At 47.0% G+C, this 22673-nt stretch carries 20 protein-coding genes; 1 reads left to right on the top strand and 19 read right to left on the bottom strand.

What is annotated here, in order from left to right; all coding sequences use genetic code 11:
* Positions 1-47: 47 nt before the first annotated feature.
* The 16 genes from ACTNB3_RS10045 to gpr form a co-directional block, all read right to left on the bottom strand.
* Positions 48-2135 (bottom strand): polyribonucleotide nucleotidyltransferase, encoded by a 2088-nt coding sequence (locus ACTNB3_RS10045; protein WP_427820434.1) that lies wholly within the window; start codon positions 2133-2135, stop codon positions 48-50.
* A gap of 263 nt (positions 2136-2398) precedes the next feature.
* Positions 2399-2665, bottom strand: coding sequence for a 30S ribosomal protein S15 (rpsO, locus tag ACTNB3_RS10040; RefSeq protein WP_427807999.1), 267 nt, complete (start codon positions 2663-2665; stop codon positions 2399-2401).
* Positions 2666-2793: 128 nt separating this feature from the next.
* Entirely contained in the window at positions 2794-4437 is a 1644-nt protein-coding gene (locus ACTNB3_RS10035) for a Na/Pi cotransporter family protein (protein WP_441025348.1), read from the bottom strand.
* Positions 4438-4449: 12 nt separating this feature from the next.
* Positions 4450-5379 carry a bifunctional riboflavin kinase/FAD synthetase gene (locus ACTNB3_RS10030; RefSeq protein ID WP_427808003.1) on the bottom strand — a complete coding sequence of 310 codons (930 nt, stop codon included), beginning with the start codon at positions 5377-5379 and terminating at the stop codon, positions 4450-4452.
* A 32-nt stretch (positions 5380-5411) separates the two neighbouring features.
* Complete coding sequence (truB, locus tag ACTNB3_RS10025; protein ID WP_427808005.1) at positions 5412-6335, bottom strand: tRNA pseudouridine(55) synthase TruB; 924 nt, start codon at positions 6333-6335, stop codon at positions 5412-5414.
* The gene (locus ACTNB3_RS10020) at positions 6336-7295 is read right to left on the bottom strand and encodes a DHH family phosphoesterase (protein ID WP_427808007.1); all 960 of its coding nucleotides are present in this window, start codon (positions 7293-7295) and stop codon (positions 6336-6338) included.
* On the bottom strand, positions 7276-7668 hold the full coding sequence (gene rbfA / locus ACTNB3_RS10015; RefSeq protein ID WP_427820436.1) for a 30S ribosome-binding factor RbfA: 393 nt from the start codon (positions 7666-7668) through the stop codon (positions 7276-7278). The genes ACTNB3_RS10020 and rbfA overlap by 20 nt, the downstream gene beginning before the upstream one ends.
* Before the next feature lie 21 nt (positions 7669-7689).
* Positions 7690-10506, bottom strand: coding sequence for a translation initiation factor IF-2 (infB, locus tag ACTNB3_RS10010; protein ID WP_441025343.1), 2817 nt, complete (start codon positions 10504-10506; stop codon positions 7690-7692).
* A gap of 13 nt (positions 10507-10519) precedes the next feature.
* Entirely contained in the window at positions 10520-10843 is a 324-nt protein-coding gene (locus ACTNB3_RS10005) for a L7Ae/L30e/S12e/Gadd45 family ribosomal protein (protein ID WP_427808013.1), read from the bottom strand.
* On the bottom strand, positions 10830-11099 hold the full coding sequence (rnpM, locus tag ACTNB3_RS10000; RefSeq protein ID WP_427808037.1) for an RNase P modulator RnpM: 270 nt from the start codon (positions 11097-11099) through the stop codon (positions 10830-10832). The genes ACTNB3_RS10005 and rnpM overlap by 14 nt, the downstream gene beginning before the upstream one ends.
* 23 nt (positions 11100-11122) lie before the next feature.
* Entirely contained in the window at positions 11123-12286 is a 1164-nt protein-coding gene (gene nusA, locus ACTNB3_RS09995) for a transcription termination factor NusA (protein ID WP_427820438.1), read from the bottom strand.
* A gap of 20 nt (positions 12287-12306) precedes the next feature.
* Complete coding sequence (gene rimP, locus ACTNB3_RS09990; RefSeq protein WP_427808017.1) at positions 12307-12774, bottom strand: ribosome maturation factor RimP; 468 nt, start codon at positions 12772-12774, stop codon at positions 12307-12309.
* A 145-nt stretch (positions 12775-12919) separates the two neighbouring features.
* Positions 12920-15160, bottom strand: a complete 2241-nt coding sequence (locus tag ACTNB3_RS09985; protein WP_441025340.1) for a DNA gyrase/topoisomerase IV subunit A — start codon at positions 15158-15160, stop codon at positions 12920-12922.
* Between the two features lie 13 nt (positions 15161-15173).
* Complete coding sequence (locus ACTNB3_RS09980) at positions 15174-17096, bottom strand: DNA gyrase/topoisomerase IV subunit B (RefSeq protein ID WP_427820440.1); 1923 nt, start codon at positions 17094-17096, stop codon at positions 15174-15176.
* A 78-nt stretch (positions 17097-17174) separates the two neighbouring features.
* A complete protein-coding gene (locus ACTNB3_RS09975; RefSeq protein ID WP_427808023.1) occupies positions 17175-18347 on the bottom strand; it encodes a stage II sporulation protein P in 1173 nt (390 codons plus the stop codon).
* 69 nt (positions 18348-18416) lie between these two features.
* The gene (gpr, locus tag ACTNB3_RS09970) at positions 18417-19394 is read right to left on the bottom strand and encodes a GPR endopeptidase (RefSeq protein WP_427820442.1); all 978 of its coding nucleotides are present in this window, start codon (positions 19392-19394) and stop codon (positions 18417-18419) included.
* A gap of 185 nt (positions 19395-19579) precedes the next feature.
* On the opposite strand from gpr, the gene rpsT reads away from it, so the two are divergent.
* Entirely contained in the window at positions 19580-19843 is a 264-nt protein-coding gene (gene rpsT / locus ACTNB3_RS09965; RefSeq protein ID WP_427820443.1) for a 30S ribosomal protein S20, read from the top strand.
* Positions 19844-19966: 123 nt separating this feature from the next.
* On the opposite strand, the gene ACTNB3_RS09960 is transcribed toward rpsT, so the two are convergent.
* From ACTNB3_RS09960 to ilvN, 3 genes are all read right to left on the bottom strand, one after another.
* Positions 19967-20608, bottom strand: coding sequence for an orotate phosphoribosyltransferase (locus tag ACTNB3_RS09960; protein WP_427808029.1), 642 nt, complete (start codon positions 20606-20608; stop codon positions 19967-19969).
* 178 nt (positions 20609-20786) lie between these two features.
* On the bottom strand, positions 20787-21803 hold the full coding sequence (gene ilvC, locus ACTNB3_RS09955; RefSeq protein ID WP_427808031.1) for a ketol-acid reductoisomerase: 1017 nt from the start codon (positions 21801-21803) through the stop codon (positions 20787-20789).
* Positions 21804-21917: 114 nt separating this feature from the next.
* The gene (gene ilvN / locus ACTNB3_RS09950; protein ID WP_427808033.1) at positions 21918-22418 is read right to left on the bottom strand and encodes an acetolactate synthase small subunit; all 501 of its coding nucleotides are present in this window, start codon (positions 22416-22418) and stop codon (positions 21918-21920) included.
* Positions 22419-22673 lie beyond the last annotated feature (255 nt).

The following is a 22673-nucleotide window of genomic DNA, read 5'->3' as shown; positions in this document are numbered from 1 at the left end:
AAGAACCCTTCATCTCTGAAGAGTTCTTTTCTGTTTCAATTTTATCTTTATTCAGCTACATCTTTGATACTAAAGCTGAGACGTCCCATCTTGTCCTTTCCGAGGCAGACAACCTTCACATGGTCGCCCAGTGTCAGGACATCTTCCACATGTTCAATTCTCTGCTTAGCGATCTTGGAAATGTGAACCATTCCTTCCTTGCCCGGAGCAAATTCAACGAAAGCACCGAATTCCTTGATGCTGACAACGTCACCTTCCAGAACCATTCCTGCTTCCAGGTCGGTCACGATGATTGCAATCATCTTCTTCGCTTTTTCCATGTTTTCAGCGTCGGTTCCGCAGATTGATACGTTACCGTCATCGGTGATATCGATCTTTACGCCCGTCTTTTCGATGATCGCGTTGATGGTCTTTCCTCTCTGTCCGACTACATCGCCGATCTTAGAAGGATCAATACTCATTTGAATAATCTTCGGAGCATATTTTCCAACCTGCGGTCTCGGCTCGGCGATCGCTTTACTCATGACTTCGTCCATGATGTAAATTCTAGCCTGTCTTGTACGTGCAATCGCTTCTTCGATAATCGGTCTTGTCAGTCCGTGAATCTTGATATCCATCTGGATCGCTGTGATACCTTTCTTGGTTCCTGCTACCTTGAAGTCCATGTCTCCGAAGAAGTCTTCAAGTCCCTGAATATCAGTTAGTACCAGATAATCATCGTCCGTCTCTCCGGTTACCAGACCACAGGAAATACCTGCTACTGCAGATTTGATCGGTACACCTGCTGCCATCAGTGACATAGAAGATGCACAAACGCTGGCCTGTGAAGTAGAACCGTTGGATTCAAATGTCTCGGATACGGTACGGATCGCATACGGGAATTCTTCCTCTGACGGGAGTACCGGCACCAGTGCTCTCTCAGCCAGTGCTCCGTGTCCGATTTCACGTCGTCCCGGTCCTCTGGAAGGTCTGGTCTCACCTACAGAGTAAGACGGGAAGTTGTAGTGGTGCATATATCTCTTGGATGTTTCTGCTTCATCCAGTCCGTCCACTTTCTGAGCCTCTGAAAGTGGAGCAAGTGTGGTAACGGTACAGATCTGAGTCTGTCCACGGGTAAACATTGCAGAACCGTGTACTCTCGGAAGCAGATCTACTTCTGCTGCAAGCGGGCGGATCTGATCAATTGCTCTTCCGTCCGGACGCTTATGATCTTTGAGGATCATCTTGCGGACTACCTTCTTCTGATACTGATATACTGCATCCGGAAGTTTTGCCAGCCATTCTTCATTGTCTGCAAATGCTTCTTCCAGTCTTTCTGTCACTTTGCGGATATTCTCTTCTCTGGTCTGCTTGTCATCGGTAAATACCGCAACTTCCATCTCTTCCGGTGTCACGATCTCCTTCATTGCATCAAAGAGCTCTTCCGGTACAGCGAAACTTACATAGTCATGTTTCGGCTTTCCGCACTCTGCAACGATAGTTTCGATAAATGCGATCACCTTCTGGTTCACTTCATGTGCAGCGAAGATCGCTTCGATCATCTTATCTTCCGGAACTTCATTTGCACCGGCTTCGATCATGATAACCTTTTCCTTTGTAGATGCAACCGTCAGTGCCAGATCGGATTTCTCCTTCTGTGCTGCAGTCGGGTTGAAAACAAACTCTCCGTCAACCAGTCCGACCTGCGTAGATGCTGTCGGTCCGTCAAACGGAATGTCTGAGATTGCTGTTGCGATTGCAGAACCAAGCATTGCGGTAAGTTCCGGTGCGCAGTCCTGGTCTACAGAAAGAACCAGGTTCTCTAAAGTTACATCATTTCTATAATCCTTCGGGAACAGTGGTCTCATCGGACGATCGATTACACGGCAGGTAAGAACCGCATTTTCGGAAGCCTTTCCCTCTCTCTTGTTAAATCCTCCCGGGATCTTTCCAACGGCATATAATTTCTCATTGTATTCCACACTAAGCGGGAAGAAATCGATTCCTTCTCTCGGCTTGTCTGATGCAGTTGCTGTTGACAGCACAACCGTATCACCATAATGCATAAGCGCTGCTCCATTTGCCTGCTTTGCTACTCTACCGACATCAACGCGGAGAGTTCTGCCTGCAAGCTCCATTTCAAATGTTTTATACATGCTTTTTTTCCTTTCTACTATTCACTATATGTCTCACTATATGTCATCGGCAGCCTTTTCCGAAACTACTGAAAAACCCATCTTCCCCTCCGGATACAGATGCGCTTTTCAGTGGTCTCGGATCTACATACTGCCACAATCTTACACATTATATCACAGCAAGTCCTTAGTTGCAAGGGAAAAGTGAAGAGGGTGGCTAGCCACCCACATAAAAAGAGAGCACTCCACCCAGTGAAATGCTCTCTTTCGCTTTATGATCAGAATTACTTTCTCAGACCTAATCTTTCAATCAGTGAACGATATCTTTCAATATCATTCTTCTTAAGGTATGCAAGAAGTCCTCTTCTCTGTCCAACCATCTTAAGAAGTCCTCTTCTTGAGTGGAAATCCTTCGGGTTAGCTTTGAAGTGGTCGTTCAGGTCATTGATTCTTGCTGTAAGAATAGCAACCTGTACTTCCGGAGATCCTGTATCTCCTTCTGTTCTTCCGTATTCCTTAATAATCTGTTCTTTCATTTCTTTTGTGATCATTTGTCACTACCTCCTGATATATACTAATAATTGCCAGGTATTAAGCAGCGGTTGGAGATTCCATCTGCCGAACACCGGTTTTCACACCGCTTTAATATATCACAACAGCCGTATGAAGTCAAGCACTTTTAATCATCATCGTCACTGTAATCGTCCGGCTGATGAATCGCAAATGCAATATTTGTCGCGTGGTCCGCCACACGTTCCAGACCGGATACCGTATCGGAGAAAATCATACCGCCTTCCGGTGTACATCTGTTTTTAGTAAGACGTTTTACATGGGCTCTCTGGAGCTTCTTCTCTTTCTCATCGATCGCATCCTCGAGATCCAGAATTTCCTGCATATGTTCCTGATTGTTGTGTGTGAACATATCCAGTGAGTAGTCCAGAATTTCCATAACCATCTCTGTCATATCCTGAAGCTGCTGTTTTGCCTTATCGCTGATCTGTGCCTCTCCGTTCCTGATCATTTTGGCTGAATCGGCAAGGTTCTCCGCATGGTCACCGATACGTTCGATATCGTTTACCACGTGAAAGAGTGCTCCCACCATCTGAGAATCGGCGATCGGCATCTCCATCTCGCTGGCCTTCACAAGATAATCCGTGATCTTATGATTCAGGAAGTTGATATACCGCTCTTTCTGGTAGATCACATTGATCTCATCCTCGTTCGGATCACAGAGTGTTTTCATTCCAAGCTTCAGATTATCACAGGCAAGCTGTCCCATGTGTTCGATTTCCTGAATGGCATTCACTGTTGCGGTACTTGGTGTCATCATCTTTCCTTCTCCGATGTAAAGAAGTTCAAATTCATCTTCCGGTGAAGGATCTTTACCCTTAATAATCTTGTAAGTTGCTTTCACTACCCAGTTCATGAACGGGAACAACAGGATTACTTCTGTAATCTTAATGATCGTATGTGCGTTCGCAACCGCACGAGACGGATTGTTTCCTGAGAACTTCAGGATTGCCGTTGTAATCGGATCGGTCGCAATCATCAGTACGATGAAAATAATAAAGGATCCGATAATGTTAAACAGAAAATGAATCCATGCGGCCCGCTTTGCATCCTTCTTTCCTCCAAGGCTGGCAAGAAGGGCTGACATACAGGAGCCCATATTACATCCCAGGATCAAGAACGGACAGATGGCAAATGCCAGAAGCCCTTGTCCTGCCATCAGAATAATGATACCGACCGTAGCCGATGAACTCTGAAGAATGGATGTAATCACAAATCCAACCACGATTGCCATCAGCGGATTGGTCAGTGACTGGAGAAGTTCCATGACTTGCGGAGAGTTTTTCAGGGATGTCATGGCATCCCCCATGGTACTGAGTCCCATGAACAAGATACCAAATCCAAGGACCACCACACCAACTCGTTTGATATTGGTCTTTTTACAGAACATATACATGATCACGCCGATCATGACGAACAGTGGTGCAACATCCGAAAGATTAAATGCAATCAGCTGCCCGGTCACTGTTGTACCGATATTGGCTCCCAGAATGACTCCACTGGCCTGGTACAGATTCATGAGCCCGGAATTTACAAAGCTGACCACCATGACCGTCGTCGCACTGGACGACTGAACTACTGCCGTGAAAAGAATTCCCACCAGCATTCCAATAAAACGGTTTTTTGTAAAGAATTCAAGAATTCCCCGCATCCGGGCACCGGCTGCTTTCTCCAGTCCGTCGCTCATAAGCTCCATACCGAACAAAAACAGACCCAAACCACCCAGCAGCAGAAAAATCGTTGTGATATTCATATCGTTTTCTCCTTATCCTCTTTTGTGACGGAAATACTCTCTTCCATAAGAGATATCAGACTCTACCTGCTGCCGCATTTCTTCGACAGAGGCAAACTTTTTCTCAGGTCTGCGGAATTCGTAAAGCTGAATCTTCACATTTTTTCCATAAGCATTTCCTTCATAATCAAACAGATAGCTTTCTATCAGCATCCGCTTTTCGTCTGTTACCGTCGGCTTTACACCTACATTGCCGATTCCGTCATACCACACGCCGTCCAGCTTCACGCGGTCTATATAGACTCCGTTCGGCGGAAGCAGTTTCTCTTTGGCAGGATGGACATTCAGGGTGGGAAATCCCAGTCTTCTTCCAAGCTGTTTTCCATATTCCACAATTCCGGCAACCGTATAGGGATACCCGAGCATCTCGTTTACCACTTGCATATTTCCTTTACGCAATTCTTCTCTGACATAAGTACTGCTGATCTCACGATCTCCATACATTTCTTTCTCGATCACGAACAGTTCATAATCATATTCTCCGGCATATTCTGCCAGCATGTTCACATCACCGCGTTTATCGTGCCCGAACCGGAAATCGGTTCCGACCACAACATACTTTGCGTGAAACAGCCCGGAAAGAATGTCACGGATGAAGACTTCTGCCTCCATACTGCTGATTTTCTCTGTAAACGGACACTCCACAAGCGCATCCACCTCATCTTCCAGATGCATACGCCGTTCCTCGTTCGACATGATCCCATCTCTTGGCAGCCCCAGCCGCTCAAAAAGCGGTGTCATGTCAAAAGCAAACACAACCGACTTCACTTCATGCGCTTCCTTCAGCTGACGCACCTTATGAATCAGCTTCTGATGTCCGCGGTGAAGTCCGTCAAATTTTCCAAGTGTAATCGCTGTCCTTCCGTCTCCCCGGTAGGATGCAAGCCCTTTGAAATACTCCATTTCATTTCCTCTTTATGTCATAGTATACAGTCTTACTTCTCTTTTTTGTCAAAAAACATTTTTACGATTTTAAATAATTGATTTTCTTTTTCAAATTCATACACGGCAATAAAATTCCGTTCCTCATCATAGACCCGTACTCTTTCCGCATTCTGAAATCCAGAAAGTTCCGATATCCAGATTACATCCCCCAGACGGAACGAATTGCCGTTCCTCACAGCAGCCGAAGCTTCCGGCGTCAGATACACCTTCTGATAATCCGGGAACATCTCATCCACTTTTATCATATGTTCCTGAAGTGTTCCCTCATCCATAAGTTGCTCCACTTCGGAAATCCGGAGACTTTCTGCCACGCCAAACCGCTCCACTCTTGTCCGGAGCAGGGATTCCATGCATCCTCCGCATCCCAGTTTCTCACCGATATCGTGGCACAGTGTGCGGATATAGGTTCCCTTGGAGCATGTTACTTCCATACGGACACGAGGCAGATCGATCTGAAGGATTCGGATACGATAGATCTGCACATGCCTTGGCTTTCTCTCCACTTCTTTCCCGTCTCTTGCGAGCTCATACAGCTTTTTCCCGCCGACTTTCAAAGCGGAAAACATCGGCGGTATCTGATCGTACTCGCCTTCAAAGGATAATACCACTTCCCGCACTGCTTCTTCCCTCAAATCCGCCGTGTTTTTTTCCTCCAGGATCTTTCCTGTGGTATCCTGCGTATCGGTTGAAATTCCCAGAAGCAGTACCGCTTCGTAGGTCTTATCCTTGTCAGTCAGAAGATCACATAATTTGGTCGCCTTCCCGAGACATACGGGCAGGACGCCTTCGGCTTCCGGATCGAGTGTCCCGGTATGACCGATCTTCTTCTGTCCCACGATCCTTCTCAAACGGGCAACCACATCATGAGAAGTATATCCTTTTTCTTTATAAATATTCAGCACTCCGTGTATCATTTAAGCCTCGTTCCCGCCTTTCATCTGCAGTTCGATCCTTCTTGACAGATTATTGATCACATCATGTACCGTTCCAGACATGGTGCATCCTGCTGCCCTTACATGACCGCCGCCGCCGAAATATCTGGCGACTTCACTGACATCCACAGCTTCGGTAGAGCGCAGGCTGACTTTAAATGTGCCATTTTCCAGCTCATACATGAAGATAGCGACATCCACGCCTTTCGTCAGCTTCAGCTGACTGACAATGCCATCCAGATGCTTGGGCTGTACCTGATAAAATTCCATATCTTTCTTCCGAAGAGAGGACACGATACATCTCCCATCCATGAACCGGATACTTTCCAGAAGCGCACGGCCCAGAACCTGGTTCTGAACATAACTTTTTTCGTCAAATGTCTCCGTAATGATCCTGGAAAAATCGATTCCTTTTTCCATCAATGCTGCGGCCGAGCGCATCGTAGACGGATGGGTATTGGTGTACCGGAACACCCCTGTATCGTGCACCATCCCCGTGTACAGACACTCTGCCACTGCTTTCGGGATTTTCTCATGATCCAAAAGATCATAGATCAGTTCTGACGTGGAACTTGCATCCGGTCGTACATAGTTCTCTTCTGCAAAAGCCTGGTTGCTGATGTGATGATCCACACACAGCGAATGCTTTGCATTCTCATAAAGAGGTGCTGAGAATCCCAGTCTGTCCGGTGATCCGCAGTCCAGAAGGATAAACAGATCGTAGATCTTCTCATCCGGGATCTCATGACGGATTTCTTCTGTTCCCTTCATGAACTTGAACGTATTCGGGATTTCCTCCAGATACACATGAATCTCTTTTTCGGGAAAGTTTTCTTTTACATAAAGCCATAATCCCATACAGGAGCCTACACAATCTCCATCCGGACGTATATGACCGCCGACAGCGATCGTCTGCGCTTTCTTAATTGCTTTCTGTAACATGCTCCTCATCCTCTTTTTTCAAATTCTTTGTCAGATCATCAATTTTCTTCGACATATTTACGCCGTACTCGATCGACTGATCCAGCACAAACCGGATCTCCGGTGTATTTCTCATATTCAGTGTATGTGCAAGCTCACGGCGGATATAGCCTTCCGCACTCTGAAGTCCCTTTACCGTGTCTGCCTGTGCCTTTTCATCACCAAGAACGCTGATGTATGCTTTACAGGTCTTTAAATCCGGTGCAACTTCAACCGCCACCACCGAAGTCATCGGTGCAACGCGGGGATCCTTGATCCCGCCGCGCAGAATATTGCTCAGCTCACGCTGCACCTCCGTATTTACTCTTGTATTCTTAATACTGTTCTTTCTCATATTTCAAAACGCCTTCCTTTATTATCTTGGGATCTCGACCATCTTGAATGCTTCTACCTGGTCACCCTCCTTGATATCGTTGAAACGTTCAAATACAAAACCACATTCATAACCGGCTTTCACTTCTTTCACGTCATCTTTGAAACGTTTGAGGGATGCCAGTTTTCCATCATAGATCACAATGCCGTCACGTGTGATACGAACCTGACAGTCTCTTTCAAACACACCATCCAGCACGTAAGAACCTGCAATGGTTCCGACTCCGGATGCCTTGAATGTCTGGCGCACTTCGGCATGACCAAGAACCTTCTCCTCAAATACCGGTTCCAGCATACCCTTCATGGCAGCTTCTACATCCTCGATCGCATTGTAAATGACGCGATATAATCTCATGTCAACCCCTTCGCGCTCTGCTGTTTCTTTTGCAGATGCATCCGGGCGGACATTGAATCCGATGATGATCGCGTTAGACGCCGCAGCCAGTGTAACGTCTGATTCGTTGATTGCACCGACACCTCCGTGGATGATCTTCACCACAACTTCATCGTTGGACAGCTTCACAAGACTCTGCTTGATTGCTTCAACGGATCCCTGTACATCGGCTTTGACAACGATACCAAGTTCTTTCAGATTACCTTCCTGGATCTGGTTGAACAGATCATCCAGAGACATCTTCGTCTTCGTTTCATCCAGCATTTTCATTCTTCCCTGGCTGATAAATGTCTCTGCAAAGCTTCTCGCTTCTTTTTCGTTACCGCATCCCACGAAAACTTCGCCTGCGTTCGGAACGTCATTCAGTCCGAGGATTTCTACCGGAGTAGACGGGCCTGCCTCTTTCACCCGGCGTCCCTTGTCATCCATCATGGCACGCACTTTACCGTAAGCAGAACCTGCCGCAACCGGATCTCCTACACGGAGAGTTCCTTTCTGTACCAGCACAGTCGCAACCGGACCTTTACCTTTGTCCAGTTCGGCTTCGATCACAAGACCTCTTGCGCGACGGTTCGGGTTTGCCTTTAATTCCATCACTTCCGCAGTCAGAAGGATCATTTCCATCAGATCATCAATGCCTTCTCCGGTACGAGCGGAAACCGGAACAAAGATGGTGCTTCCGCCCCAGTCTTCCGGAATCAATTCGTATTCAGTCAGTTCCTGTTTTACTCGTTCAATATTTGCACTCGGCTTATCGATCTTGTTGATCGCAACAACGATCTCAATTCCCGCTGCTTTCGCATGGTTGATCGCTTCCACAGTCTGAGGCATGACACCGTCGTCTGCTGCTACAACCAGAATCGCGATATCTGTAGAATTTGCCCCACGCATACGCATTGCAGTAAATGCCTCATGTCCCGGTGTATCCAGAAATGTGATCTTTTCTCCGTTCACCTCTACAACAGATGCACCGATGTGCTGGGTAATTCCGCCGGCCTCGCCTTCGATCACATGGGTATCACGGATCGCATCCAGAAGAGAGGTTTTACCATGGTCTACATGACCCATAACACATACAACCGGAGGACGTTTCTTCATTTTCTTTTCGTCCTCTTCTTCCTCTTTCAGAAGCTCTTCGATCACATCGACCACTTCTTCTTTTTCACAGAGCACTTCGAACTCCATCGCAATTTCTTCTGCGGTATCGAAATCGATTTCCTGATTGATCGTCACGATCTTGCCCTGCATAAAGAGTTTCTTCACGATCACAGACGGCTGGATTTTCATCTTGTCAGCCAGTTCCTGAATCGTCAGCTTCTCAGGAATGGTGATCTGCTTGATCTGCTCTTCTGCCGCCTCTTTCTTCGGCTGCGGTCTTTCTAATTTCGGCTGCGGGGTATTATTCTTTCCTTTTTTGCCTTTTGGCATTCTTTCTTCGTTGTCATTATCATCATTTCTGTATTCTTTTTTCTTATGAGCATCCTTCGGTTTCGTACGGCTCGGTTTCTGCTCAGCAATTGCAGGTGCCGGAATTGCCGGGCCGGATTTTCTCCGGTCATCACGACGACCGTCTCTTCTGTCATCCCTGGAATCCTTGTCACGGAAATCGCGGCTGTCCTTGTCACGGAAATCACGTCCGTCTTTGTCGCGGAAATCGCGGTTTTCTCTTCTGTCATCGCGGTCTCTTCCCTGGAACCCTTCTCTTCTTCCTTCGAATGGGCGACCCTGTCTCTGGTCGTCACGGCCTCTTCTGTCGTCACGGTCTCTTCCCTGGAATCCTTCTCTTCTTCCTTCACCCGTGCGGTTCTGTCTCTGATCGTCACGGCCTCTTCTGTCGTCACGGTCTCTTCCCTGGAACCCTTCTCTTCTTCCTTCAAACGGACGATTCTGACCGCCGTTTTGCGGGCGGCCTCCCTGCGCGTTATTATTTCCCTGCGGGCGGCCTCCCTGCGCATTGTTATTTCCCTGCGGACGGCCTCCCTGCGCATTGTTATTTCCCTGCGGACGGCCTCCCTGCACATTGTTATTTCCCTGCGGACGGCCTCCCTGCGCGTTGTTATTTCCCTGCAGACGGCCTCCCTGCGCATTATTATTTCCCTGTGGACGGCCTCCCTGACGCTGTCCCTGCGGACGGCTGTTTCGTCCGCCGTTCTGTGTATTCTGAGGACGGAACACCTGAACAATATTTTTCTTCTTCGGTACCTCCGTCTCTTCTGTCTCTTTTTTCGGCTGTACTTCTGCCGGCTTCTTCGCCGCTGCCGGTTTCTTCATCATATCGACCTGCTCATCCGAAAGAGTGCTCATATGACTTGCAACTTCGATACCCTTTTCCTTTAACATGGCGAGCATCTCTTTGTTCGTCTTATTCAGCTCTTTCGCGAGCTCATATACTCTTAATTTTGACATATATAACTACCTCCTATGCAACCGTATCCTTCTCTGTATCCAACTGCTTTCTGATTCCTTTCGCAAATCCTGCATCCGTTACTGCAAGAGACGCGCGGAATTCCTTCCCCATTGCATGCCCCAAGGTATCTTTATCTCCATAAAAATAGATTGGCACTTTATAAAAATCACACATATTCTGAAATCGTTTTCTGGTATTGTCCGATGCATCCGCCGCGACGATCACGAGATATGCATCTCCCTCCTTGACTGCTTTTTCCGTAAGGAATTCTCCGCTTTTTGTCTTACCCGCTTTCGTCGCAAGACTCAGAAGGGACAGTGATTTATTCAACTTCAAGATTTTCCAGCTCCTTTTCCAGGTTCTCATAGACTTCCTTCGGGATCGTCTGCTTGAATGAACGTTCAAGCCCTTTGTTCTTTCTTGCCTTTTCCAGGCATTCCTTCGAGAAGCAAAGGTACGCCCCGCGTCCGTTCTTTCTTCCGGTCGCATCGAGAACAAATTCATTCTCCGCTGTTTTCAGAATACGCAGCATTTCTTTTTTACTCTTCATTTCCTGACATCCCACACACTTGCGCATGGGAATTTTTCTCATAGCGCTCAACGTATCACTCCTAATTATTCTTCATACAGATCCAGATCATCGGAAGTATAATCCTCTTCCCCGGAATAATTCTCAGCAGGTTCATCCTCCTGATAGTCCTCCTCCATGGCCATTTCCATATAATTTGCCGGGAGTTCGCCGGATTCGATTGCCTGGGTCTCACTCTTGATATCGATCTTGTATCCGGTCAGGCGGGCAGCCAGTCTTGCATTCTGTCCTTCCTTGCCGATGGCGAGGGATAACTGGTAATCCGGAACGATCACGCTTGCCGTCTTCTCATCCGGATCAGCCGCAACCGAAATAACCTTCGCCGGGCTGAGCGCATTCTCGATCAGAAGTGCCGGGTTCTCATCCCAGTTGATGATATCGATCTTCTCACCGCGGAGCTCATTTACCACCGCTCCGACTCTGGCGCCGTTCATACCGACGCATGCTCCGACCGGATCCACATCCGGATCATTGGACCACACAGCAATCTTGGTACGGGATCCCGCCTCTCTGGCAATGCTCTTGATCTCCACGATACCGTCCTTCACTTCGGTAACCTCTGCCTCGAAAAGACGTTTTACCAGCTCCGGATGAGTTCTGGAAACCAGGATCTTCGGTCCCTTCGTGGTGTTCTTCACTTCAACTACATATAACTTGACTCGTTCGGTCGGCTGGAATACTTCTCCCTTCACCTGCTCGTTTTCTGTCAGCATCGCATCCGCCTTACCAAGGTTGATGCTGATATTCTTGCCGACATAACGCTGCACGATGCCGGTCACGATATCCTTTTCTTTTTCAAAATACTGATCGTAAACGACTTTTCTCTCCTCTTCACGGATCTTCTGAAGAATCAGATTCTTCGCATTCTGCGTTGCGATTCTTCCGAAAGATTTGGACTCGACCGGGATCTGTACGATATCGCCCAGTTCATAGGACGGATCCATCATCTTTGCATTGGTAAGACTGATCTCTTCCACCGGATCCTCTACCGTCTCAACAACTGTTTTCTCCTGGAACAGAGAATAGTCACAAGTCTTACGATCCATGATCACTTTAATATTGTCAGCTTTTCCAAAATGGTTCTTACATGCGCTGATCAGTGAATTCTCAATTGCATCCATCAGCGTTTCCTTGCTGATGTCTTTTTCCTGTTCAAGAATATTAAGCGCTTCTAATAATTCTGTGTTCATTTTCTTTTTTCCTCCTGTCACTAGAAATCAAATGCGAGACGAATCAAAGCAATATCTGCTCTTTCGAATGTCTTTGTCTCTTCGTCTTCATACTCAATGGTAACTGTATCCTTATCATAACTCTTTAAGATTCCAAGAAATTCTTTCTGTCCGTCGATTGCCCGGTATGTCCGGATCTCCACTTCCTCGCCCAGGCTTCGTTCAAAATCTCTCTCCTTCTTAAGCGGGCGTCCCAGTCCCGGAGAGCTGATCTCCAGAATATATGCCTCATCAATAAAATCTTTCTCGTCCAGAATATCGGACAGTTCGCGACTGACCACCTCACAGTCATCGACCATGATTCCCCCCGGCTTGTCGATATAAGCTCTGAGATACCAGTTGCTTCCCTCTTTGACATACTCTACATCCCAGAGTTCAAATCCATGCTTTTCGAGGATCGGAAGCAGAATTTCTTCCGTTTTCTGTTCATACACTTCCCTTTTTGACAATCTGCAACTTCCTTTCTTTTTGAATCTGTCCCGTCACCGGCACTTCGTAAAAAGAAGAGTGAACTTTCGTCCACTCTTCTGCTCATTTCCTATGTTACTGGTAATAACTATAACACTTTCAATTCTCAAAATCAAGTATTTTCCGCTATTTTCTCATTTTCGTTCCGATTCCATCCCGCCGTGCCAACTTCAGACGGTTCAGTGTGATCTCTTTCTCATGAAACATAACCTTTGCTTCCGTTCCCTCTTCAAACAGAACCACTTTCTCCACGGCATCCTTCTTCTGGAGCCGGATTCCCCGCACTCCGACGGCACCCTTTTTCTTTTCGGCCACTTCTTCCGCAGCAAACCGGAGTACATATTCGTTTTCCGTCATCAGCACCACGTTCTGGCTGTCGTTCACAATCTGAATGCTCACAACCGCGTCATCATCCTGCAGCTTCGTCGCTGCGATCGTCCGCTTTGCCACCTGGAACTCACTTCCGTCCACCTTTTTCAGCATTCCCTGCTTCGTGACAAACAAAAACTTCGCGAAATACAGCTGTCGGTCATCACAAATATAGATGATCTCCTCCTTCGTACTGTCGTAATTACTTACGTTGTCCACCGGAAGCCCCTTATCGCGGAACTTTCCGTAAGGCAGATCCTGTACCTTGGCCTGATGCATCTTGCCGTCCGCCGTGAACAGCATCAGCTTTCCGGTATTCATGCAGGTAAGAATGTATTTATTCTCCTTGTCGGCAGCTTCTTTGTTCCTTTCATAAGTAGAAACATCCACCGTCTTTGCATAGCCGAAACGATCCATCAGAAGTACGACCTCCTGCTCTTCCACCTTCTTTTCTTCGAAGACAGCTTCCTCAGCATTCTCGACCACCGTCCGCCTCTTCACCGCATATTCCTTCTTCAGCGCATCCAGATCATCCATGATAACCTCGGACATGGAGTCATAATTATTCAGGATATCCTCATAGCGTGCTATATTTTTCAGCGTCTCTTCGTGCTCCTTCATGAGCGCTTCGATCTCCAGTCCGATCAGCTTGTAGAGACGCATTTCCAGGATCGCCGTCGCCTGACGCTCGGTAAAGCGCAGCATGGATGCCATCTTCTGGGAAATCTTTGACTTAAACTTGATATTCTCCGTGATTCCCTGAGTCAGGCACGCCTTTGCCTCCTTCACCGATTTGCTCCCCCGCAGGATCTCAATGATCAGGTCGATCACATCGCAGGCCTTGATCAGGCCTTCCTGAATCTCCTTTTTGTCCTTTTCTTTATTGAGAAGTGTCCGGTACTTTCTGGTTGCCAGTTCAAACTGGAAATCCACATGATACTCAATAATCTTCTTCAAACCCAGGACTTCCGGTCTTCCGTCTGCAACCGCAAGCATATTAACGCCGAAAGTATCTTCCAGACGGGTCTTCTTGTAAAGCATGTTGATGAGGTTCTCCACATCCGTATCTTTCTTCACTTCGATCACGATGCGGATTCCTTCCTTGGAGGACTGATTGGAAATGTCCACGATATCATTCGTCTTCTTTGTCTCGATCAGGTTCGCCACGTCATTTAGGAATTTTCCGATTCCCGCACCGATCATGGTGTATGGAATCTCAGAAATAATGATCTTCTTGCGTCCTCCCTTGACCTCTTCCACATCGACCTTCCCGCGGATCTTGATCTTCCCGGTTCCGGTCTCATAGATATTCAGAAGCTCATCCTTGTTGACCACGATCCCTCCCGTCGGGAAATCCGGGCCCTTGATATATTTCATGAGCTGCTTCGTGGAAATGTCGTTGTTCTTCATGTATGCCTTCACCGCATCCACAATTTCTCCCAGATTATGGGTCGGAATGCTGGTTGCCATACCGACTGCGATTCCTTCAGCTCCGTTGAGCAGCAGATTCGGCACACGCACCGGAAGTACGGAGGGCTCCTTTTCGGTCTCGTCAAAGTTCGGCACGAAATCGATGATATCCTTATCCAGATCCGCCAGAAACGCTTCCTGCGTGATCTTCGCCAGTCTCGCCTCCGTATAACGCATGGCCGCAGCACCGTCCCCCTCGATGGAGCCGAAATTGCCGTGACCGTCCACGAGTACCATGCCTTTCTTGAAATCCTGAGCCATCACAACCAACGCTTCATAAATAGAACTGTCCCCGTGGGGATGATATTTACCCATGGTGTCCCCGACGATACGGGCGCATTTCCGGTAAGGCTTGTCATACCGTATTCCCAGTTCATACATATCGTAAAGTGTTCTTCTCTGTACCGGCTTCAGTCCGTCTCTCACATCCGGAAGCGCGCGGGACACAATGACACTCATCGCGTAATCGATATATGATTTCTTCATCAAATCCGAATACTCTGTCCGGATAATCTGTGAATTCTCCAAATTGCCTTCCCTCCTAAATATCCAGTTCCGCTTCCGTCGCATTCTCATAGATAAATGCGCGGCGCGGCGGTACTTCCGTTCCCATCAGCATCTCCGTCACGCTGGATGCCATGCGGGCGTCTTCTATCTCGATTCTCTTAAGCAGTCTTCTCTCCGGATCCAGTGTGGTCTCCCAGAGCTGCTGGGCGTCCATTTCTCCGAGACCTTTGTAGCGCTGAAGGGTAAATGGTCCCTCATGCGTCTTACGGTATCGCTCCAGTGCCTTGTCATCGTACAGGTACTCTTCCTCTCCCTTTTTCGGCATCGCTTTATAGAGCGGTGGCATCGCCACATACACATGTCCCTCATAGATCAGTTCCGGCATAAACCGGTAGAACAGCGTCAGAAGCAACGTGGAAATGTGCGCACCGTCCACATCCGCATCGGCCATAATGATGATCTTATCATACCGTAGTTTCGTAATGTCAAAATCGTTTCCGTACCCTTCGGAAAATCCGCATCCGAAGGCATTGATCATGGTCTTGATCTCCGCGTTGGCGAGAATCTTGTCGATGCTGGCCTTCTCCACATTGAGGATCTTTCCGCGGATCGGAAGGATGGCCTGATACATCCGGTTTCGCGCCGTCTTCGCAGAGCCTCCCGCCGAGTCCCCCTCGACGATAAAGATCTCACATTTGGAGGGATCCCGGCTCTCACAGTTCGCCAGCTTCCCGTTGCTGTCAAAGGAATACTTCTGTTTCGTCAGAAGATTGGTCTTGGCCTTCTCCTCGGTCTTACGGATCTTCGCCGCCTTTTCCGCACAGGAAAGCACTTTCTTGAGCGTCTCCAGATTCCGGTCGAAATACCTCGTCACCTCATCACTGGTCACCTTTCCGGTGGCTTTTGCAGCATCCTGATTATCCAGCTTGGTCTTCGTCTGCCCTTCAAACCGCGGATCCGGATGCTTGATGGATACGATCGCCGTCATTCCGTTCCGGACATCGGCGCCCGTAAAATTGCTGTCCTTTTCCTTCAGGATCCCCAGCTCTCTCGCATACTGGTTCATGATCGTGGTAAATGTGGTCTTAAACCCGGTGAGATGCGTTCCGCCTTCGGCATTGTAAATGTTGTTGCAGAAACCGAGTACATTTTCATGGAATTCATTTACATACTGGAATGCGACTTCCACTTCGATACCTTCGGCCTCTCCCTTATAATAGACCGGTTCGTGCAGGGTCTCATTCTTGGAGTTCAGATCCTTGATAAATCCAATGATTCCGTCCGGCTCATGATATTCGATCCGCTCCTCCGGTTCCTTTCTCTTATCTGTAAAAAGGATCGTCAGCTCCGGATTCAGATATGCGGTCTCATGCAGACGGCTCTTAATCTCTTCCTCCCGGAAACGGGTCTTTTCAAAAATCTCCGGATCCGGCAGGAAATTGACACAGGTTCCCGTCTTCTTCGTCTTCCCGATGACAGGCAGTAACCCATTTTCCAGCTCGATCACCGGATGCCCCTTCTCATACCGGTCGTGATGTACCGCGCCCTCCCGGCTGATCTTTACATCCATATATGTGGACAGCGCATTGACGACCGAAGAGCCTACCCCGTGCAGCCCCCCGCTCGTCTTGTATGCTGAATCGTCAAATTTTCCGCCCGCATGAAGTGTCGTATATACAATACGCGCCGCCGACACACCCTTTGCGTGCATTCCAACCGGTACCCCGCGGCCGTTGTCGTTCACCGTAGCCGATCCGTCCTTCTCCAGCGTCACCTCGATCCGATCGCAGAATCCTGCCAGATGCTCATCCACCGCATTGTCCACGATCTCATAGACCAGATGGTTCAGTCCCTTCGTACTGACACTTCCGATATACATACCCGGACGCTTTCTGACAGCCTCCAGTCCTTCCAGTATGGAAATACTATCCGCATCGTATGTAGATTGTTTTGCCATATTTACCGTTCCCTTTCTTTTTTCGTATGTTATGAATTTTATCCCAAACTTTCCTGTTTTGTCAAGTAACACGAAAATTCACTGCAGAACATCATTCAAAAGCTCGGCAAGCGGTTCCATGGCATTTCTCATTTCTTCCACCGTGTTCGTCTGTGCTCCCGCTTCGATCAACAGCATCTTCGGGCAGAGATCCATGTTATATTTGTAGCCCTTCAGATAAATCCGTCTCGCAAATCCGGGATATTTCGATTCCGCAGCAATTTTCATCTGCAGAGAAAATGCCAGATTATCCTGTATATATGGGTTCGTCATTCCCGTCAGATTGCCGTTCGCTCTGGTTCTGCACATACCGTTAAAAAACATGATCTGCGCCGTCTGCTTTCCGTTAATCTCCGTCACCAGATGCGTGGTGCTTTTCACACCGTCCCGATGCAGATCAATGACGACTTCGATTCCCGGATTCTCCTTCAGAATCCGCTCAATTTCCGGCTTTGCGAGCTCGTACGCTTCACTTCGATCCAGTTTGCCGTCGATCAGGTCATACACCCCTTCATGATGAAGGGTCTCGATATGGTACTTGTTTGTAAGAAGCTCCGCCAGATACCTTCCGATCCCCACGATACTGGTCGATGGATCCCCATTGGAATCGATAAAGCTTTCCTGTGAATGCGTGTGGAAAATGAGAATCTTCGGACCTTCGGCATCTCCCTGGATCCTCATATCCTTCTTCATCAGCTCTGCCGCATTCAGGTCCGAAGATTCCACATAGGTCACGCTGTCTACCGTATAGAAACTGCTGACCAGATACTCAAAATCCGACAGTTTTTCCAGAGAAATATCTGCCGCCGCCACAGTGGGTGTCTGCGTTATCTGGCTTTCATCCTGCCCTACAAGATTTCCATTCTCGTCCACCTGGTTTTCGTCCTCAGCCTGTCTTCTCACCAGCATCTCATAGGTAGCCTCATCCTCCACCGCAGACTCCGCATCACTTTTACTTCCTATATATTTACCAAGCGGGAAAAGATTCATCGCCATCCCGGAGATCCATTCATTTACCGATCGTTTATCCGACTGTTTTTCGCTGCATGCGATCCCTGGAAAATACATCATTTCCGCATGTTCCTGAATTTCCTGCGCGATCTGCAGCTTCCATGAATTCCAGATCTGCCTGCTTCCCTTAAGGAGCACATAGCCTCCGAGTATGCAGATAATGATTCCCGTAAGGAGTGTACTCATCCGCCATTTTTTCATATTTTCCGCCTCGATTTCAAACCTGCGACATTACCTTCGCTTTCCTATTTTATGCAACGTGGCGACAGATTATTCCTTCTCCTTTTCTTCTTCATGGGCGAACAGCATATTTAAACTTTCTGAAATCGTATAACTGATCCTTTTTACCGTCTCATCAATGTCTTTGGGCGTCACGAACATTCCATTTAAATGTGGGGAGATCAGTTGCCTGACCAGTTCATACTTTTCCGCAGCATTGTACCCCTGCAGGACCAGTCCGACTCCCTTGAGCGTCTCGGATTCTTCCAACGCCTGAAGAAAATTCTCCATCGTATCGTTGACAATCGTCGCCGCATCCACTACCGTGGGAACCCCGATTGCAATGACCGGTATCCCAACCGTCTCTTTCGTTATCGCATTGCGCTGATTTCCCACGCCCGATCCCGGATGGATTCCGGTGTCCGCGACCTGGATTGTCCGGTTCAGCCTTCTGGAATTCCGCGCGGCAAGCGCATCGATGGCAATAATGAAATCGGGGTTCGTCTCCTTAACCACCCCGCGTATAATCTCGACCGTTTCCATTCCGGTCTGCGCCATCACCCCCGGCGCAATGGCACTGACACTTTCCGCCTTTTCCTCCCCCATCGCATATTTTCCATACTCCCTGAAAATATGGCGTGTGATATTCAGGTTATCCACAACATAAGGTCCCAAAGCATCCGGTGTCACTTTCCGGTTCCCCAGTCCCACGATCAGCACCTGATAATCCTCCTCTTTTTCAGGCACCATATCCTTGATAAATTTCGCAAGCTCCCTGGAAATCTCCCGGTGGTACTCCTCATCCGGCACCGCCATATTCGGCGCTTCCATGGTAATATAGCTTCCCACCGGTTTTCCCATGATTTTCGCGCCTTTCTCCGTCTCTATCTTCACCGTGGTCACACGGATCTCCAGTTCTTCATTATATTCTTCCGTGAGAGATACTCCCTGAACCTCGACATTGTCCGATTCAAAACGCTCTTTCTGCTCCAAAGCTAGATCTGTCCGGATACTGTATTTCTCGATCATACTGTTCCCCCTTGCCTTCTGTTTTACTTTACCGCATTTATTCCTAGTTTTTCTCAAAAAACACAAAATATGTATTGACAAGAAATATTTATTCGAATACAATAAATAAGTGTGTTCGGCAGATGTTCCGTGTCACGTTCTGTCGGCAATGAAAGAAATGAATCAGAATTTGGAGGTGTCGGAAAATGGCTAACATTAAATCTGCTAAGAAGAGAATTTTAGTAACTGAGACAAAGACAGCTAGAAATAAAGCAATCAAATCTAAAGTGAAAACTTATGTGAAGAAAGTTGAAACTGCTGTTGCTAAGAAAGATGCTGAAGCTGCTAAGGCTGCTTTAAAAGAAGCAATCTCTGTAATCAACAAAGCAGGAACGAAGGGTGTTTATCATAAAAACACTTGCGCAAGAAAGATTTCCCGTTTAACAAAGGCTGTTAACGAGATTGCTTAATTTCGTTTCGAGATAAATTTGCAAATAGGAAAAGACAACCATTCCGTCATGTGGTTGTCTTTTTTATTTGCCTTTGTTTAGTCGATTCTGCAAATCTTCTCCGATTGCTCTTTATAATGTCCTTTACAATTTCGAATATCCGAAGCTGTTCACGATCGCTTCGATCCGCTTTCCTTCCTTACACATTGGACACTCGAGCGGCTTATATGCGCGATAATCCGGTAGATCCGCACTTGTGAAGATCGTCTTCACTTCCATTCCTGCCACTTTACTTACAGAACTGAAGATCGAACAGATTCCGCAAACAGTTCCCCCGTAATACAGCACGGACTCGATGGCCTGTTTTACAGACTTACCGGTCGTGATTGATGCTGCCAGCAGAAGCACCTGCTTATCCTTGATCATTCTCTGCTTATTATCACGGAAAATGATCTGGCCGCCCTCATGGTATTCCGGCGTTACAAGTGAAATATTGTTTCCCTTACTAAGAGAGAGCGGGTTCATATCGGCAAGCTGTTCCGCCATAAATGTTCCGATGGTATCCGTCTCCTCCAGACATACGATCGTATCAACCATCGTTGTACTTACATATTCTGACGCCAGTACCTTCGCCGTCTCACGGCAGTTGTTATGTCTTACTTTGACCGTAGACATATCAATATATGTATTGATGTGAGAATGGCTGGTTGCAAAATGTCCCTTTAATATCTTAATTCTTGCTTTCGGGTTCTTCGTCGAGCGAAGATCTTCAAATCTCTCGTCCATTTTATTCCTCCTTTAATTCCGACTCATTTTGGGAATTATCACTGAATTCAGTATAACATAACGGTGAGATTTATGCAATTCATCCTATGAATACTTTAAAGGAAAGGATACCGCAAGTTCATGCAAGCATGACTCGCGGTATCCTTTCTTTTTATGTGACCGGCTCGTTGCCTATCGACTAGTTATTGATCAATTTATCTTCGTTGCTCCAGCTGTAGAGTTTTCTTACTTCTTCGCCTACTACTTCTGCCGGATGTTCTGCTGCTTTCTTTCTCATTGCTTTGAAGTGTACCTGACGTCCTGCCGGTGACATGTCGAGTAAGAATTCTTTAGCGAATGTACCATCCTGGATATCGGAAAGAATCTTCTTCATTGCTTTCTTTGTATCTTCTGTGATGATCTTCGGTCCTGTGATGTAATCACCATATTCTGCTGTATTGGAGATAGAGTATCTCATTCCTGCAAAACCGCTCTGATAGATCAGATCAACGATCAGCTTCATTTCATGGATACATTCAAAGTAAGCATTTCTCGGATCATATCCTGCTTCTACCAGTGTTTCGAAACCAGCCTGCATAAGTGCACATACACCACCGCAAAGAACTGCCTGTTCACCGAAAAGGTCTGTCTCTGTCTCTGTTCTGAAGGTTGTCTCAAGGACACCTGCTCTTGCTCCACCGATTCCAAGTGAGTATGCAAGTGCTCTGTCAAGTGCTTTTCCTGTAGCATCCTGTTCTACAGCTACCAGACACGGAACACCTTTACCTGCCTGATATTCGCTTCTTACTGTATGTCCAGGTCCTTTTGGTGCAATCATGGTTACGTCTACGTTCTTCGGAGGAGTGATGCATCCGTAATGAATATTGAAACCATGTGCAAACATCAGCATGTTGCCTTCTTCAAGGTTCGGTTCAATGTCTTTCTTGTACATATCTGCCTGCAGTTCATCGTTGATCAGGATCATGATGATATCTGCCTGCTTTGCAGCTTCTGCTGCTGTATAAACCTGGAAGCCCTGTTCTTCCGCTCTCTTCCAAGATTTGCTTCCTTCATAAAGTCCGATGATGACATCACATCCGGATTCTTTCAGGTTCAGAGCGTGTGCATGTCCCTGGCTTCCGTATCCGATAATTGCGATCTTCTGTCCTTCCAATACGGATAAATTACAATCTTCCTGGTAAAAAATTTTAGCCATTTTAATATTCCTCCTAAGCTTTGCTTTTTCTGTATTATAGTTAAAGGCGATAGGCCCCTAGCTTCCTGATAAAAATGAATGTCTGCGGTTCTTCCCTCTTCGCTCCCGCAATCTTTAATCTATGTATACAACATCGTCTGATCCACGGGTAAGCCCGGTAATTCCGGTTCTTGCCAGTTCCAGAATCTCATATCCGTCCAAAAGCTCCATAAATGCTTCCAACTTGGATTCTGTTCCCGTCAATTCAATCATCAGACAATCTTTCTCAACATCTACGATCTTCGCACGGAAAATGTCTGATACGGAAATGATCTCCGCTCTCTGGGATGCATTTGCACGGATCTTGATCATCATCAGTTCTCGGCATACAGAGTTTGTTGTATTCAATAATTTGATATCAATCACATCCTCCATCTTCCGTACCTGTTTCTCAATCTGAGAAAGGATCTGTTCGTCACCGCTTGCCACGATCGTAATTCTTGTAAATCTCGGATCCGCAGTCGTTCCTGCCGTGATGCTTTCAATGTTATACCCCCGACGGCTGAAAAGTCCTGCCATCCGGCTAAGAAGTCCCGGGTTATTGTGTACTAAAATAGAATACGCTTGTTTTCTCATAACATACCTCTTTCTTCTAAAAACAGAGTGCGTTCTGTTTTTTTATTGTAACAATTCACTATATCTTTGTCAAGTGACTTTCTTAAATTTTATCATTTTCATTACTATTTGACAAGGGAGAGACAGGGGGTCAGGTGTAATTACTGAGAACTGGTTTAAAAAAACAAACACCCCCTTTAATGACCACACTTTAATATAAACACAAAAAAATAAATCAGGAAAAAAATTTATCAAAAACCCCCCGAGGTGGGGGGT

Origin of the sequence: Bariatricus sp. HCP28S3_D3 (assembly GCF_052065755.1) — a bacterium.
Taxonomy (GTDB): domain Bacteria; phylum Bacillota; class Clostridia; order Lachnospirales; family Lachnospiraceae; genus Allocoprococcus.
This window is presented reverse-complemented; position numbering and strand designations above follow the sequence as displayed.